Origin of the sequence: Methylobacterium goesingense (assembly GCF_022179225.1) — a bacterium.
Lineage (GTDB): Bacteria > Pseudomonadota > Alphaproteobacteria > Rhizobiales > Beijerinckiaceae > Methylobacterium > Methylobacterium goesingense.
In genome coordinates this window covers 1-14,261 of record NZ_BPQL01000047.1, presented here as the reverse complement: position 1 = coordinate 14,261, position 14,261 = coordinate 1, and the positions used below count along the sequence as shown (strand labels likewise).

At 67.8% G+C, this 14,261-nt stretch carries 14 protein-coding genes and 1 pseudogene; 9 read left to right on the top strand and 6 right to left on the bottom strand.

The window, feature by feature from the left end; genetic code table 11:
* Window positions 1–22: 22 nt before the first annotated feature.
* Both MFF30_RS09215 and MFF30_RS09210 read right to left on the bottom strand, forming a co-directional pair.
* Window positions 23–775 (bottom strand): glycerophosphodiester phosphodiesterase family protein, encoded by a 753-nt coding sequence (locus MFF30_RS09215; protein ID WP_238278964.1) that lies wholly within the window; start codon window positions 773–775, stop codon window positions 23–25.
* Window positions 772–1,245 carry a RidA family protein gene (locus MFF30_RS09210; protein ID WP_238278962.1) on the bottom strand — a complete coding sequence of 158 codons (474 nt, stop codon included), beginning with the start codon at window positions 1,243–1,245 and terminating at the stop codon, window positions 772–774. Before MFF30_RS09210 ends, MFF30_RS09215 begins: the two co-directional genes overlap by 4 nt.
* Before the next feature lie 291 nt (window positions 1,246–1,536).
* Here MFF30_RS09210 and MFF30_RS09205 point away from each other — a divergent pair, with 291 nt between their 5' ends.
* The 4 genes from MFF30_RS09205 (at window position 1,537) to MFF30_RS09190 (ending at window position 6,474) form a co-directional block, all read left to right on the top strand.
* Window positions 1,537–2,730: an aspartate aminotransferase family protein gene (locus MFF30_RS09205; RefSeq protein ID WP_238278960.1), complete on the top strand. Its 1,194-nt coding sequence runs from the start codon at window positions 1,537–1,539 to the stop codon at window positions 2,728–2,730.
* A gap of 106 nt (window positions 2,731–2,836) precedes the next feature.
* On the top strand, window positions 2,837–3,790 hold the full coding sequence (argF, locus tag MFF30_RS09200; protein WP_238278958.1) for an ornithine carbamoyltransferase: 954 nt from the start codon (window positions 2,837–2,839) through the stop codon (window positions 3,788–3,790).
* Between the two features lie 249 nt (window positions 3,791–4,039).
* Window positions 4,040–5,116 carry an Hsp33 family molecular chaperone gene (locus MFF30_RS09195; RefSeq protein ID WP_238278956.1) on the top strand — a complete coding sequence of 359 codons (1,077 nt, stop codon included), beginning with the start codon at window positions 4,040–4,042 and terminating at the stop codon, window positions 5,114–5,116.
* Between the two features lie 173 nt (window positions 5,117–5,289).
* Entirely contained in the window at window positions 5,290–6,474 is a 1,185-nt protein-coding gene (locus tag MFF30_RS09190) for a hypothetical protein (protein WP_238278955.1), read from the top strand.
* Window positions 6,475–6,535: 61 nt separating this feature from the next.
* On the opposite strand, the pseudogene MFF30_RS09185 reads toward MFF30_RS09190, so the two are convergent.
* Window positions 6,536–6,769: pseudogene (locus MFF30_RS09185) on the bottom strand (GNAT family N-acetyltransferase); the annotation flags it as partial.
* 126 nt (window positions 6,770–6,895) lie between these two features.
* On the opposite strand from MFF30_RS09185, the gene MFF30_RS09180 reads away from it, so the two are divergent.
* Entirely contained in the window at window positions 6,896–7,171 is a 276-nt protein-coding gene (locus MFF30_RS09180) for a transposase (RefSeq protein WP_306424567.1), read from the top strand.
* Window positions 7,172–7,469: 298 nt separating this feature from the next.
* Window positions 7,470–8,108, top strand: a complete 639-nt coding sequence (locus MFF30_RS09175) for an FkbM family methyltransferase (protein WP_238278951.1) — start codon at window positions 7,470–7,472, stop codon at window positions 8,106–8,108.
* A gap of 409 nt (window positions 8,109–8,517) precedes the next feature.
* Here MFF30_RS09175 and speG read toward each other — a convergent pair whose 3' ends face one another.
* From speG to apaG, 3 genes are read right to left on the bottom strand one after another with little or no spacing between them, the layout of a single operon-like run.
* A complete protein-coding gene (speG, locus tag MFF30_RS09170; RefSeq protein WP_238278950.1) occupies window positions 8,518–9,102 on the bottom strand; it encodes a spermidine N1-acetyltransferase in 585 nt (194 codons plus the stop codon).
* Complete coding sequence (gene argE / locus MFF30_RS09165; protein ID WP_238278948.1) at window positions 9,099–10,271, bottom strand: acetylornithine deacetylase; 1,173 nt, start codon at window positions 10,269–10,271, stop codon at window positions 9,099–9,101. The genes speG and argE overlap by 4 nt, the downstream gene beginning before the upstream one ends.
* A gap of 4 nt (window positions 10,272–10,275) precedes the next feature.
* Window positions 10,276–10,668 (bottom strand): Co2+/Mg2+ efflux facilitator ApaG/CorD, encoded by a 393-nt coding sequence (gene apaG, locus MFF30_RS09160; RefSeq protein WP_238278946.1) that lies wholly within the window; start codon window positions 10,666–10,668, stop codon window positions 10,276–10,278.
* Between the two features lie 138 nt (window positions 10,669–10,806).
* On the opposite strand from apaG, the gene MFF30_RS09155 reads away from it, so the two are divergent.
* From MFF30_RS09155 to oxlT, 3 genes are all read left to right on the top strand, one after another.
* The gene (locus MFF30_RS09155) at window positions 10,807–11,232 is read left to right on the top strand and encodes a hypothetical protein (protein WP_238278944.1); all 426 of its coding nucleotides are present in this window, start codon (window positions 10,807–10,809) and stop codon (window positions 11,230–11,232) included.
* Window positions 11,233–11,330: 98 nt separating this feature from the next.
* Window positions 11,331–12,437: a 2'-deoxycytidine 5'-triphosphate deaminase gene (locus tag MFF30_RS09150; RefSeq protein WP_238278942.1), complete on the top strand. Its 1,107-nt coding sequence runs from the start codon at window positions 11,331–11,333 to the stop codon at window positions 12,435–12,437.
* 452 nt (window positions 12,438–12,889) lie between these two features.
* Window positions 12,890–14,188: an oxalate/formate MFS antiporter gene (gene oxlT, locus MFF30_RS09145; protein ID WP_283205880.1), complete on the top strand. Its 1,299-nt coding sequence runs from the start codon at window positions 12,890–12,892 to the stop codon at window positions 14,186–14,188.
* Window positions 14,189–14,261 lie beyond the last annotated feature (73 nt).

The window sequence follows — 14,261 nt, the reverse complement described above, 5'->3', positions numbered from 1 at the left end:
CAGGGGCAGGGGCAGGGGCGATCTAGGGACAGAACCCCTCGAACACCATCTGGTCGGCATGGGTCTCGGCGTGGCGGCGCTGGTCCGCGTTGCGTACCGTCCAGGTCATCACCGGGCGTTGCCCCAGGAGCCGACACAGGAACGCGGGCCCGCAGGGCAGGTCGTCCACCCGCCAGGACAGGAAATCCGGCCGGGTCTCGTCGAAATGCAGAAGGTCGGAGAGCGCGCGCCGCAGGCTCGGCGCCAGCGTCGCGTAGGCCGGATCCTCCTGTCGCGTCTCGGCGACGATGCCGCGCGGAAGCTCCGGCGCCAGGGTCCGCAGGGCGGCGACGATGTGCGGATCGAAGGATTTGAGCGCCACGGGGCCGTCATAGGCGGTCGCCAGGGTGGCGACGCGCTCGGCGAGTCGCAGGTCGCCGGTGTAGCGCGACTTCACCTCGATCACGAGGGGCGTGCGCCCGCCGATCCGGGCGAGGAAATCCGGCAGGGTCGGGATGTGCTCGGCGCTCCCCGCCACCGCCAGCGCCGCGAGGGCGGCGGCGGGGCGCGCGCCGACCGCATCCGCGGCCGTTGTCAGGCGGCCCAGGGTCTCGTCGTGGAACACCATCGCCTCGCCGTCGGCACTCAGCTGCACGTCGCACTCGATGGCATAGCCGCCCCGGACCGCCGCCTCGGCGGCGGCGGCCGTGTTCTCGGGCAGGCCGGCCGCCCGGTCGTGCAGGCCGCGATGGGCGATGGGGCGGGCGGTGAGCCAGTCGGGGGCGTTCGGGGTCATTTGACCTCGAACATCGCCTCGACCTCGACGGCCGCGTCGAGGGGCAGTTCGGCGACGCCGACGGTGGAGCGGGCGTGGCGGCCGCGGTCGCCCAGGATTTCCACCATGAGGTCGGAGGCGCCGTTCATGATGCCGGCCAGCCCCGCGAAGGTCGGGACCGCGTTGATGAAGCCGCCGAGGCGGATGCACTGCACGACCCCGCGCTCGAGGTCGCCCACCGCCGCCTGCACCTGGGCCAGCACGTTGAGGGCGCAGAGCCGGGCCGCGGCGATGCCGTCCTCCACCGAGACCTCGGCCCCGAGCTTGCCGATGTGGGCGCTGGCGATCTTGCCGTCGGCGCCGAAGCAGATCTGGCCGGAAATCACCACGAGGTTGCCGCTGCGCACGAACGGCACGTAATTCGCAACGGGTGCGGCAGCCTTCGGCAGGGTCAGGCCGAGGGCTTCCAGGCGTTCCGTGACGGTGCTCATGCTGCGTCGTTCCTCTCGTGGGCGGCTGACCCCTGGCGGGTCGGCGTGTCAGGCCTGACGCGGCTCTGAGCACTTCCGGGCGCAGGGTGCAAGGCATGACGCACGGCGAACCGCGTGCCGCGCACGACAGCCTAATTGGCATGCATGTCAGGGATGTGAACCCGGTCTGTCGTTGACAGAATTGGACATTTCTCTAGTAATCGCGCGCGTGCCGCCCCATCCGAGGCGGCACTTTCATTTGGTGCGGTCGCGTCTCCGGCGTGCCCGCGAGAGACACGGGAAGACGGGATCGTGACATCCGCCCTTCTGCCGACCTATGCCCGGGCTCCCATCGCCTTCGAGCGCGGGGAGGGCGCATGGCTGGAGGCGCGCGGGGGCGAGCGATACCTCGACTTCGGCGCCGGCATCGCGGTGAACGCCCTGGGTCACACCCACCCGCACCTCGTGGCGGCCCTGACCGAGCAGGCGGGCAAGCTCTGGCACACCTCGAACCTGTTCGAGATCCCGGAGGGCGAGCGGCTGGGCCGCCGCCTCGTGGACGCGACCTTCGCGGACGTGGCCTTCTTCGCCAATTCGGGCGCCGAGGCCAATGAGGCCGCCATCAAGATGGCGCGCAAGTATCACGCGGCCGGCGGCCATCCGGAGCGCTTCCGGATCATCACCATCGAGGGCGCCTTCCACGGCCGGACCCTGGCGACGATCGCGGCCGGCGGCCAGCAGAAGTACATCGAGGGCTTCGGTCCGAAGGTCGACGGCTTCGACCAGGTGCCCTTCGGCGACCACGACGCCCTGCGGGCCGCCATCGGCCCGGAGACCGCCGCGATCCTGATCGAGCCGATCCAGGGGGAGGGCGGCGTACGCCCCGTGCCGCCGCAATGCCTGCGCGGCCTGCGCGCGCTCTGCGACGAACACGGCATCCTGCTGATCATGGACGAGGTCCAGACCGGGGTCGGGCGTACGGGCAAGCTCTTCGCGTACGAGTGGGCGGGGGCGGCCCCCGACATCATGAGCGCGGCCAAGGGCATCGGCGGCGGGTTCCCGCTGGGCGTCTGCCTCGCCACGGCAGAGGCCGCGCGCGGTATGACGGCCGGCAGCCACGGCACCACCTTCGGCGGCAACCCGCTGGCCATGGCGGTGGGTAATGCCGTCCTGGACGTGGTGCTGTCCGACGGTTTCCTCGACCATGTCCAGCGCATGGGCCTCATCCTGAAGCAGCGCCTGGCCGCCCTGCAGGACCGGCACCCGAGCGTCATCGCCGATATCCGCGGCGAAGGCCTGATGCTCGGCCTCAAGCTCCACGTGCCCAACACCGCGTTCACGGCCGCCGCCCGCGACGCGCACCTGCTGGTCATCCCGGCGGGCGACAACGTGGTGCGCCTGCTGCCGCCGCTGATCATCACGGAAGCCGACGTGGCGGAGGCGGTCACCCGCCTCGACACGGCGGCCGGGCGCCTCGGGACGCGCCTGCGCGGCGCCGCCGAGTAGCCGGACCGCCGCCCGCCCTTCCGGCCGCGATGCCGGACCTGCCCGGACCGGGCCAGCCTCGACCGGAACCGCCCGAACCGGGACCACGCACACGAAGAACGGACCGATGACCACGACACTGAACGGGACCGGCCACGGAACCCGCCACTTCCTCGACCTCAAGGATTTCTCGGCCGAGCAGCTGCGCACGGTTCTGGACGCCGCCGCCCGCATCAAGGCGCGCCGCCGTAAGGGCGAACTGGCCGAGGACCGTCCCCTCATCGGCAAGACCCTGGCGATGGTGTTCGACCGGCCCTCGACCCGCACCCGCGTGTCGTTCGACGTCGGCATGCGCGAGCTCGGCGGCGAGACCCTGATGCTGACGGGCAGCGAGATGCAGCTCGGCCGCGGCGAGACCGTGGGCGACACCGCCCGCGTGCTTTCGCGCTACGTCGACGCGATCATGATCCGCATCCTCGACCATGGCCTGATGCTGGAGCTGGCCGAGTACGCCACCGTGCCGGTGATCAACGCCCTGACCAAGGTCTCGCACCCCTGCCAGATCATGGCCGATCTCCTGACCTTCGAGGAGCACCGTGGGCCGATCCGGGGCCGCACCGTGGCCTGGTCGGGAGACGCCAACAACGTGCTCGCCTCCTGGGTGCACGCCGCCGCGCGCTTCGACTTCACCCTCAACATCGCGGCGCCGCCGGAACTGTCGACGCCCCAGCCGCTCCTCGATTGGGCCAAGGCGCAGGGCGCCACCGTCAACGTCACCACCGACGCCTACGCGGCGGTGGACGGGGCGGACGCGGTGGTCACCGATTGCTGGGTCTCCATGGGCGACGAGGACGACCAGCACCGGCACAACCTGCTCGTGCCCTACCGGGTCGATGCCCGCCTGATGGCGGCCGCGGCCAAGGACGCGATCTTCATGCACTGCCTGCCGGCCCATCGCGGCGAGGAAGTCACCGCCGAGGTGATCGACGGGCCGCAATCGGTGATCTTCGACGAGGCCGAGAACCGCCTGCACGCCCAGAAGGGCATCCTCGCCTGGTGCCTGCGGGCCCACGGCCTCTGAGCGGACTCTGAGGCGCGCGGGGGGCATCCGCACGCGGCCCGGCCCGGCCCCGTCGCGCCGCTGCGCCCGGATGCCTATATAGGGCCTATCCTTGCCCGAGGGTTGGGCGCGGCCGCGCGACGAGTGCGGCCGTTCCGACCGGTGCGCCGCCGATTCCCCTCGGCGATCCCCTGACCATGATCCTGACCCCGAGGGGTCGCGTGGTCCGTGGCCCAGCCCTCGCGTTCGTCGAGCCCGATCGGAGCTGCCATGACTTCTGGAACGCCTGCTGGAACGACCGCCGGACACGGAGCCCCCCTCCTCATCGAGGGCGACGACGACGTCGTGCTGCCCTTCGCCGTCGAGGCGCTGGACGTGCGCGGCCGCGTGGTCCGGCTCGGCCCTGCCGTCGACACCATCCTGCGCCGCCACGGCTATCCGGACGCGGTGGCGCGCCTCCTCGGGGAGGCGGCGGCCCTCACCGTGCTCCTCGGCTCGTCCCTGAAGTTCGAGGGCCGCTTCCAGCTCCAGACCAAGACCGACGGTCCGGTTGCGATGATCGTCGTCGATTTCGAGGCGCCCGACCGCCTGCGCGCCACCGCGCGCTTCGATACCGGCCGGGTGGAAGCCCTCGGCGCCGGGCCGCTACAGGACGGGGACCTGATCGGGCAGGGTCATCTGGCCATGACCATCGACCAGGGCCCGACCAGCAGCCGCTACCAAGGCGTCGTCGCCCTGGAGGGCCAGAGCCTGGAGGAGGCGGCGCACCAGTATTTCCGCCAGTCGGAGCAGATCCCGACCCAGGTCCGCCTCGCGGTGGCCGAGCAATATGCCGGCGGCGCCCGGACCTACCGGGCCGGCGGCCTGCTGGTGCAGTTCCTGCCCCAATCCATCGACCGCGCGCGCCTGGCCGACCTGCCGCCGGGCGACATCCCCGAGGGCCACGTCCACCTCGACGCGCATGGGGTGCCCGAGGACGATGCCTGGGTCGAGGCACGCAGCCTTGTCTCCACCATCGAGGACCACGAGCTCGTCGACCCCGAGGTCTCGGCCGAGCGCCTGCTCTACCGCCTGTTCCACGAGCGCGGCGTGCGGGTATTCGAGGCGCAGGGCGTGCACGAGCAGTGCCGTTGCTCCCCCGAGCGGGTGATGGGCATGATCACCTCGTTCTCGCCCCAGGAACGCAGGGACATGATTGCCGACGATGGCCGCATCGGCATCACCTGCGAGTTCTGCTCGCGGCGCTACGACCTCGATCCGGCGGCGGTGGAAGCTGAGGTTGCAGCGCAGGGCAACACGCCGCCTGACGTTGCCGCTTCGGACGTCGCCAGCCGATCGAACGGTTGAATTCGGGCTCCGGCGACAAGAATTTCAGCCCGCGAAACAAGCTTGGCCTTAGCATATTGCAGTACAGCGTAGAGTGTCGCGACCGGATAGGAAGTTTTCGATTGAACCGTTTCTGAAGGTTCGACGTTTCGGGTTTCTCAAATGTGCTCAACAAGAGTCCTGGAGGAACGTCGATGAAAACTTTCGTGGTGGGTTTGACGGCTCTGCTGATGACGACGTCGGCCTATGCGCAGGGCGCCAGCCAGGCGGGTGGCGCCGGTGGCGAAGCTGGTGCGCGCGGCGGGGCTGCCGCGCGGAGCCAGAGCGGCGGCGAGGGGGCCTCGGGCGCCCGCGGCGAGATGGGCGGCCGGGCCGAGGCCGGCGGGCGCCGCGAGGGCGGGGGCATGGAGTCCGGCCGCCGAGGCGATACGGCGGCCCGGGATTCTCAGGGCCGGGATTCTCAGGACAAGGCGTCTCGGGACAAGGACGCGCAGGGCCGCAGCGCGGAGCGCGGTGACCGGGACGGCGCGCGCGGCGACCGTTCCGATGACCGGGCGACGCGCACGTCCTCCCGCGAGGACCGCATCGGCGGCCGCGAGCGGCGCGACCGCGTCTCCGTGCAGTCGCGGAGCGAAACGCGCAGCGAGCGTTTCGAGGGCGGGCGCCGTTCGGGTCGCTTCGTCTTCATCGGTGGCCAGCGCGTGGTCTACGGCTCACCGGAATATCGTCGCCTCGTCACCGTCGAGCATCGCGGCGGCGATCGCGTGGTCGAGCGCTCGCGCCGGCGCTACGTCACCATCCGGGGCCAGCGCGTCCTCTACGGCTCGCCCCAGTACCGGCGCCTCGTCAGCGTCGAGGAGACGACGACCCGCCGTCCCGGCACCCGCTACGTCGTCGTGCGCGGCCAGCGCGTCCTCTACGGCTCGCCGGAATACCGCCGCCTGACGGTGACCGAGCGCCGCGGCGTCACCGTCGGCGCCCGCTTCGAGGAGCGCGGCTTCCGCGGCAAGGCCGTCTCGTCCCGCACCGACGAGCGGCGTGACAGCCGGCAGGAGACCACCCGAAACGTCCGCTCGACGCAGAGCGAGTCGCGGGACGGTATCCGCAATGCCGATACCCGCCAGCAGGGCGGCCGCAACGGCGCCTCGGCCGAGCGCGGGATGAACCGCGACCGTGGGACAGAGGGCTCGGGCATCCGCAACGCGGCCGACCGGTCGGGCGGCGCCGAGCGCGGCACCATGAACACCGGCAACCGGACCGGGGGCGCCGAGCGCGGCATGAATACCGGCGCGCAGGGCGGCAAGTCCGGCGGCGGCATGGCTAATGGCGGCGGTGCCGGCGAGCGTACCGGCGGTCAGGGCGGCGCGGGTCGCAACTGATCGCAACGGCCGAACGCAGGACCCGAACGCGGCGCCGGACCTCTACACGGAGGCCCGGCGCTCAAGCCTTCAGGACCGGATCGCCGATGTCGCCGCCGCCCCGGCGGGCGAGGTAGGCCGGCTGGAACAGGCACATCCGCACCGCGTCCCGATACTTGCCGTTGACGAAGAACTCGTCCTTCAGGATGCCTTCGGGCTCGAATCCGCAGCGCTCGTAGATCCGCACTGCGCGGGCATTGTCCTTGTCCACGTGCAGGTAGAGCTTGTGGATGTTCAGGACGCTGAAGGCGTAGTCCGCGACGCGCACGTCCTCCCGCGAGGACCGCGTCGGCGGTCGCGAACAACGCGGCCGCGTCTCCGTCCAGACGCGGAGCGAAACCCGTAGCGAGCGCTTGGAGGGTGGGCGCCGCCCGGGCCGAGCCTGCGCCTGACCATTCTCGACGGCGCCTTCCAGGCCAAGCCCTGCGAAGAGTGGTGCAACTTCCACGGCATGCGCTGCGCGGTCGTCAAGAAGGACCCCGATCAGAAGGGCTTCGTCGTGTTGAAGCGGCGCTGGGTGGTCGAGCGGACCCATGCCTGGTTCAACCGTTTCCGACGCCTGCCCATACGCTACGAAAGGCGCATCGACATCTACCAAGCCTTCAGCACCCTCGCCGCCAGCCTCATAACCCTCAACCAAATCAGACGGTTCTGTTAGGCGTTCTTAAAACAGACTAATTCAGATGCGCGAGGGCCAGCAAGCCCGTTGACAGATCGACGCATTAAGAGATATCAAATCTCTGCTATAGACGTTTTATTTATGATCTTCGCTAGCTAATATTTCGCTTTCGGGATAAAACTAATATGGCGATAGAAATGCCCTATTGTTGCACCGATATAATTAGGCTTCCTATTTGAAGAACAGGAACGCCTGCTGTAGAGCGACCTGGACAGCATAACATATCATGCTTCCATGATCGTATGCGCGATAAAAACTCAGCACCGAGGATCCGCCAGTGATCATTGACAACTATCTACGTAGCATAAAATATAAGCCCAATTGTATTATCCATGCAGGCGCCCATTATGCTCAAGAAAAAGATGCGTATATCTCACTAGAACCTTCAACGATAGTTTGGATTGAGGGCGATCCAGAAATATTCTCCAAATTAGACAAAATAATCGATGTCGATTCGCGTCAGGGGCCACCCAGGCAAATTTGCAGACAAGCCCTATTAAGTGATGTCGATGGTAAAAAGGTAAATTTTCACCGATTTAATAATCTTGGAGCATCTTCTAGTATTTTTCAAGCGACGCCATTATTAACTTCTAACTGGCCAGGCGTTGTTGAAACAGGAAGTGTCGACGTACTTGAGACGACAAGACTAGACTCATTTCTATCGTCGCTGGAAATCAAACCGGAAGATGTAGATGTGATGGTCTTTGATATACAGGGCTCTGAGCTTTTAGCTTTAAATGGATCCGGCGAATATCTCGAAAAAGTTAAATTTATTGAGGTCGAATTATCTCAAGAAGCCATCTACGTTGGAGCGCCGCTTGCAACCGACGTCGACTCTTTTCTCCAAGCAAGAGGCTTTGTTCGTCAAACGGATATGATCTGGCATGGCGACGCTGTTTACAGTCGGTCCGAATAAAATATAATATCATAATAGGCCGCCATCGACGCTAGATTTCGTAACGGGATGGCGGCAACGCCTTTATGTGCTGAAAAGACGAAATTGTTTTTGTCTCGAAGGTCAGCAGACTTGAACGGCACGCTTTAGCTCTGATCCCGGACTACCACCCTTCGGCAATGCAACTGATGCGTTAGGCGTAGCCAGCACGCAGGACCCACGGGATGCCGCTGAGGATCGCACGCAGTGACAAGACCGCGTCGACGCCCCCGAACAAAACCCCGCTTCCGCCTACCCACGCCCTGGGCCTATGCTCTCTGCCACGCTGCATGAATGGCCAAAGTCGAGCGAGTGTCTCCCACAAAACTCCCGCTGCACGGGCGTACTCAAGGCGAGAACCGTCGACGGTCGGGAGTTTTGTGAGGCACTCTTAAGCCTTCAGGACCGGATCGCCGATGTCGCCGCCGCCCCGGCGGGCGAGGTAGGCCGGCTGGAACAGGCACATCCGCACCGCGTCCCGATACTTGCCGTTGACGAAGAACTCGTCCTTCAGGATGCCCTCGGGCTCGAACCCGCAGCGCTCGTAGATCCGCACCGCGCGGGCATTGTCCTTGTCCACGTGCAGGTAGAGCTTGTGGATGTTCAGGACGCTGAAGGCGTAGTCCATGGCGATGCGGGTGGCGCGCGGGGCGTAGCCCTGGCCCTGGAAGGCCGGGTGGATCGCGATCTGGAATTCGCAGCGCCGGTGTAGGTGGTTGATCTCGACCAGCTCGACGAGACCGGCGGGCGCGCCCTCCGAATTGGCGATGATGAAGCGCCGCTCCGTCTGGTTGTGGATGTTGCGCTCGTAGAGCTGCGCCAGCTCGGCGAAGGACTCGTAGGCCTCCTCGAACCAGTAGCGCATGATGCTGTCGTTGTTGTTGAGCTGATGCACGAACATCAGGTCCTCGCGCTCCAGCGGGCGCAACTTCACCGGGCCGTCCGCCGCGATGGTCCGGGACACGAAGGCCGTCATGGCGCCACGCACGCGGCGATGAGCCGGTCCATGAAGGCCTCCCCGGCCTTCAGGGCCGCCAGGGTGATGTACTCGTCCGGCTGGTGCGCCTGGTCGATGGAGCCCGGGCCGCAGACCACGGTGGGGATGCCGGCGACCTGGAAGCGCCCGGCCTCGGTGGCGTAGGGCACCGAGATCGTGTGGTTGCGCTCCGCCACCCGGAGCGCCAGCCGCTCGGCCGCCGAGCCGGGCTCGGGGGCGAGGCCCGGCACCGAGACCTCCTCCAAGGTCTCGATCCGCCCGTAATCGCCGTAGCGGTTGAGCCGGTCGCGCAGCACGGTGCGCACCTTGGCCTCGAACAGGGCGGGGATCTCGCCCATGTCGAGGTCGGGCAGGCCGCGGAACTCCCAGTGGAAGGTGCAGACCTTGGGCAGGATGTTGCGGGCCGTGCCACCCGCGATGGTGCCAACATGCACGGTGGTGGCGGGCGGATCGAAGCGCCCTGAGGCGTCACCGCGTGCGATCATCGCGTCGGCGATCCGGTTCAGTTCCGAGACGAGGTCGGCCGCCGCCATCACGGCGTTTGCGCCGAGCATCGGCTTGGCCGAATGCGCCTCGTGGCCGTGCACGGTGGTGAGGTAGGTGACGATGCTCTTGTGCGCGTCGGCGACTTCGAGGTCGGTGGGCTCGCCGACGATCACCGCGCCCGGGCGCGGCAAGTCGGCGCCGAAGCGCGCGATGGTGTCGGCGACGCCGAGGCAGGTCGTCTCCTCGTCGTAGGACAGGAGGATATGGATCGGGCGCTTGAGGTCGGCGGCCAGGAAGCGCGGGATCGCCGCGAGGGCCAGGGCGCAGAAGCCCTTCATGTCCACGGCCCCGCGCCCATAGGCGCGCCCGTCCGCCACCCGCAGGGTGAAGGGGTCGGCGCTCCAGGCCTGGCCCGTCACCGGCACCACGTCGGTATGGCCCGAGAGCACGACACCGCCATCGACCCGTGGGCCGACGGTGGCGAACAGGGCCGCCTTGTCGCCGGTCGCGTTCGGCACGCGGACGAAGGGCACGCCGAGATCGTCGAGAGAGGCCGCCACGCTGTCGATCAGCGCGAGGTTCGATTTCGAACTCTCGGTGTCGAAGGCCACGAGCCGCGCCAGCCAGTCGAGGGTCTCCGGGCGCGGGCCTTCGTTTGACATGGCCCTAATGCACGCTGCGTCGGACGTGGGGCGAATCCAGCGAGAAGGCCGGGATTTCCGCCTCGAAGCTCTCGCCGCCATGGGTGGCCATGGTGTAGCTGCCGGCCATCAGGCCGTCCGGCGTCGTGAGGGGGCAGCCGCTGGTGTAGCTGAAGGATTCGCCGGGCTCGAGCACCGGCTGCTTGCCGACGACCCCGGCGCCGCGGACCTCCTGGGTCTCCCCGCGCCCGTCGACGATGCGCCAGTGGCGCGAGCGCAGTTGCACCTGCTCCGAGCCGTTGTTCACGATCTCGACCGTGTAGGCGAAGAAGTAGCGGCTCTCGGCCGGGGACGATTCTTCCTCGACGAAGCGTGGCATGACGGTCACGCTGATCCCGCGCGTCTGAGCCTTGTACATCGCCGTCTCTGCCTCCCTGGCCGGACCTGAACCCCGAGCGCGCTGCGTTCGCGACAAGCACAGGGCGTCGTGGTACGGCCCTCGCAAAACCGCGTCAATCGCGGTGAATGCGGGGATGCCCGCCCAAGATCGAGGTCCGTGTCCGTGGTCGAGGAGACCGTTTCGCGCTCCGCCCTGCCGCCGCCCGGCCGGGCGCTCCTCGCCAGCCTCGCCATCGCGGTCCTGGCCGGAGCCTTCGCCTGGTCCGCGCCCGAGCGCAACGGCTGGGCCGCGGGGGCGCTCGCCGGGGCGTTGATCCTCGACGGGCTGGCGCAGGCGGCGGGAGCCTGGCTCGCACGGCACGGGGATGGGCCGCCCCGGATCGCCGGCCTGCCCTCGCTGGTACTGGCCTTCGGGCCGACCGCAGGCCTCGGGGCCGTCCTGTTCACCGCCGCCCTGCTGGTCTGGCCCGCCGGCTTCCCGCTGCTGGCGAGCGCGCTGGCCGGGCTCGTCGCCATGGGCGCCATCGCGCGCCTCGTCCTCGCCTGGATCGTCCTGCGGATCGACCGGGACCCGGACGCTTAACCGGACTTTAGGCGATCCGGCCGCAATCGTGCAGGATACGGCGTTCCCGCCCCGGTCGCCGGGGCGGTGCCCGAGTGATCAGCGGGTGGTGCGAACGGATGCCGGACGCGATGCAGGACGGGGCGGACAGCCGCCAGCACGGAATCTTGGCCGCGGGCGGGATCGAGGCCCTGACGCGCGCGGGCGCGATCCGGCCCGACACGCCCTACGCCCCCGACCAGATTCAGCCCGCGAGCCTCGACCTGCGCCTCGGCGCCCGGGTTTTTCGCGTGCGCACCAGCTTCCTGCCCGGCGCCCGCACGGTCTCGGCCTGTATCGCGGCCTTCGCGCTGCACGAGATGGACCTGGCGCAGGGGGCGGTGCTGGAGACCGGCTGCGTCTACATCGCCGAGTTGCAGGAGCACCTCGCCCTGCCGGACGACCTTGCCGCCAGCGCCAATCCGAAGAGCTCGACCGGCCGCATCGACGTCTTCACCCGGGTCATCACCGACCGGGGCGCCGCCTTCGATCAGGTCGAGGCCGGCTATCACGGGCCGCTCTATGCCGAGATCTCGCCCCGCACCTTCCCGGTGAAGGTCCGCACCGGCTCGCGCCTGTCACAGATCCGCTTCCGGCGCGGCGAGCCCCGCCTCACCGACACCGAGCTCGCCACCCTGCACGCGACCTCGCCCCTGGTCGACGCCCTGAGCCCGACCTTCCAGGGCGGCATCGGCGTCTCGATCGATCTCTCGGGCTTCTCCGGCCTCGTCGGCTACCGCGCCCGGCGCCACACCGGCCTCGTCGACGTCGACGCGCCCGGCGCCCACCGGGCAGTGGATTTCTGGGAGCCGCTGCACGCCGACCCGTCGCGGGCCCTGATCCTCGATCCCGGCCAGTTCTACATCCTGGCCTCCAAGGAGGCGGTGCAGGTGCCGCCCGACTTCGCCGCCGAGATGGTGCCGTTCGACCCTCTGGTGGGCGAATTCCGGGTCCATTACGCCGGCTTCTTCGATCCGGGCTTCGGCTTCGCCGCCGCCGGAGGTGCCGGCGCCCGCGCCGTCCTCGAGGTGCGCTCGCGCGACGTGCCGTTCCTCCTCGAGGACGGCCAGATCGTCGGCCGCCTCGTCTACGAGCGCATGGCCGAGCGCCCGGCCACCCTGTACGGATCGGGAGCGGGCTCGAACTACCAGGCCCAGGGCCTCAAGCTCTCGAAGCACTTCGCCTGAAGCCCACGCGCCGAATCAGGTGTTTCGCAGTGCAAGACGCACCGCGATGCGGATGACGCATGTCTTGTGGATTGCGGGGACAGCGCTGCGGATTGCCGTCGGGGCGGCGGCGATCCAAGACCAGATGGGACCGCATCAAGATCTCGAGCGACGATCCGCAGGTATTTCAGCGGCTTAACAGATGCGGAGCATCCCGGCACCGAGCACCGCCCGGGGCTTACTGATTCCAGGGCGCATAAACGGGCGAGGCGAGCCCTTAATCCCGGAAAATGGGGCTTGGCGACTGAATTATTCTGCTTGCACGCATATCTGGTATACCAAATAATGCATACATGCGGCCCTGGATTTTTGGCGTCGCAGCGTCACCCCACGCCAGCGGGGCGCGAAATTGCAAGATAATTCGAATTCGGCATAACAGCACGAAACACAAGATCGAATACGGGAGAAAGCTCATGGCCCTGACCGCTGCCGCGCCCCCAACGGCGAAACCGACCGTCAATCGATGGCTGCAACTTGTCCTCGGCGTGGCCTGCATGGTCGCGGCGGCGAACATTCAATACGCCTGGACCCTCTTCGTTCCGGAAATCCAGAAAACCTTCGGCTGGGATCGCGCCGCGATCCAGGTCGCCTTCACGATCTTCGTCGTGGTGCAGACCTGGCTGACGCCGATCGAGGGTTACTTCATCGACAAGTATGGCCCGAGCCGGGTGGTGATGTTCGGCGGCCTGATGACGGGTCTGGCCTGGATCATCAACTCCTACGCCACCTCGCTCACCGGCTTCTACATGGGCTCGGTGGCCGGCGGCATCGGCGTCGGCTGCGTCTACGCCACCTGCATCAACAACGCCTTGAAGTGGTTCCCGGACAAGCGCGGCCTCGCGGTCGGCCTGACGGCGGGCGGCTACGGCGCCGGCTCGGCCCTGACGATCATTCCGATCGCCAACATGATCTCCCAGGGCAGCTACGCCCAGGCGTTCTTCACCTTCGGCTTGATCCAGGGCGGCATCATCATGCTGGCGGCCATCGGCCTGCGCGGTCCGGCCAAGGGCGAGGTCGTCTACTCCACCAAGGTGCTGCAAACCCGCCGCGACTACACCCTGCGTGAAGCCCTGCGCACGCCGGTGTTCTGGGTGATGCTGCTGATGTTCACCTGCACGGTCACCGGCGGCCTGATGGCGGTGGCCCAGCTCGGCGTCATCGCGCAGGATCTCGGCGTCAAGGAATTCCAGGTCAACCTGTACTTCTTCGCCATGGCGGCCCTGCCCTTCGCGCTGATGCTCGACCGGGTGATGAACGGCATCTCGCGCCCGCTCTTCGGCTACATCTCGGACCGGATCGGCCGCGAGAAGACGATGTTCATCGCCTTCTCGATGGAAGGCATCGGCATCGTGGCGCTCGGATACTTCGGCACCAACCCGTGGGCCTTCGTGATCCTCTCGGGCATCGTGTTCCTGGCCTGGGGCGAGGTCTACTCGCTGTTCAGCGCCACGGCCGCCGACACCTTCGGCTCCAAGCACATCGGCAAGATCTACGGCGTGCTCTACTGCGCCAAGGGTTTCGCGGCCCTGTTCGTCCCCGTGGGCAACCTGCTCATGCAGGCCACCGGCACCTGGGCCACCGTGCTCTACACCGTGGCGGTGATGGATCTGATCGCGGCCTTCCTGGCCCTGGCGGTACTCCGGCCCATGCTCAAGCGGCACCACGCCGCGCAGGGGAACGTCCAGCCCGCCGGCGTCCTCGCCCACGCCTGAGCCCGGCGCCCGCCCCCACCGCACGGGGGCGGGCCCATGGAGGGATCGCTCTCCCAAGACCCGACAGCCCCGC

Excerpts from the sequence above, each read along its gene's own strand:
- argE (WP_238278948.1), bottom strand. The coding sequence starts at position 10,271 with ATGTCAAACGAAGGCCCGCGCCCGGAGACCCTCGACTGGCTGGCGCGG.
- MFF30_RS09190 (WP_238278955.1), top strand. The coding sequence starts at position 5,290 with ATGAAAACTTTCGTGGTGGGTTTGACGGCTCTGCTGATGACGACGTCG.
- speG (WP_238278950.1), bottom strand. The coding sequence starts at position 9,102 with ATGACGGCCTTCGTGTCCCGGACCATCGCGGCGGACGGCCCGGTGAAG.
- argF (WP_238278958.1), top strand. The coding sequence starts at position 2,837 with ATGACCACGACACTGAACGGGACCGGCCACGGAACCCGCCACTTCCTC.
- MFF30_RS09150 (WP_238278942.1), top strand. The coding sequence starts at position 11,331 with ATGCCGGACGCGATGCAGGACGGGGCGGACAGCCGCCAGCACGGAATC.
- MFF30_RS09210 (WP_238278962.1), bottom strand. The coding sequence starts at position 1,245 with ATGAGCACCGTCACGGAACGCCTGGAAGCCCTCGGCCTGACCCTGCCG.
- apaG (WP_238278946.1), bottom strand. The coding sequence starts at position 10,668 with ATGTACAAGGCTCAGACGCGCGGGATCAGCGTGACCGTCATGCCACGC.
- MFF30_RS09195 (WP_238278956.1), top strand. The coding sequence starts at position 4,040 with ATGACTTCTGGAACGCCTGCTGGAACGACCGCCGGACACGGAGCCCCC.
- oxlT (WP_283205880.1), top strand. The coding sequence starts at position 12,890 with ATGGCCCTGACCGCTGCCGCGCCCCCAACGGCGAAACCGACCGTCAAT.
- MFF30_RS09215 (WP_238278964.1), bottom strand. The coding sequence starts at position 775 with ATGACCCCGAACGCCCCCGACTGGCTCACCGCCCGCCCCATCGCCCAT.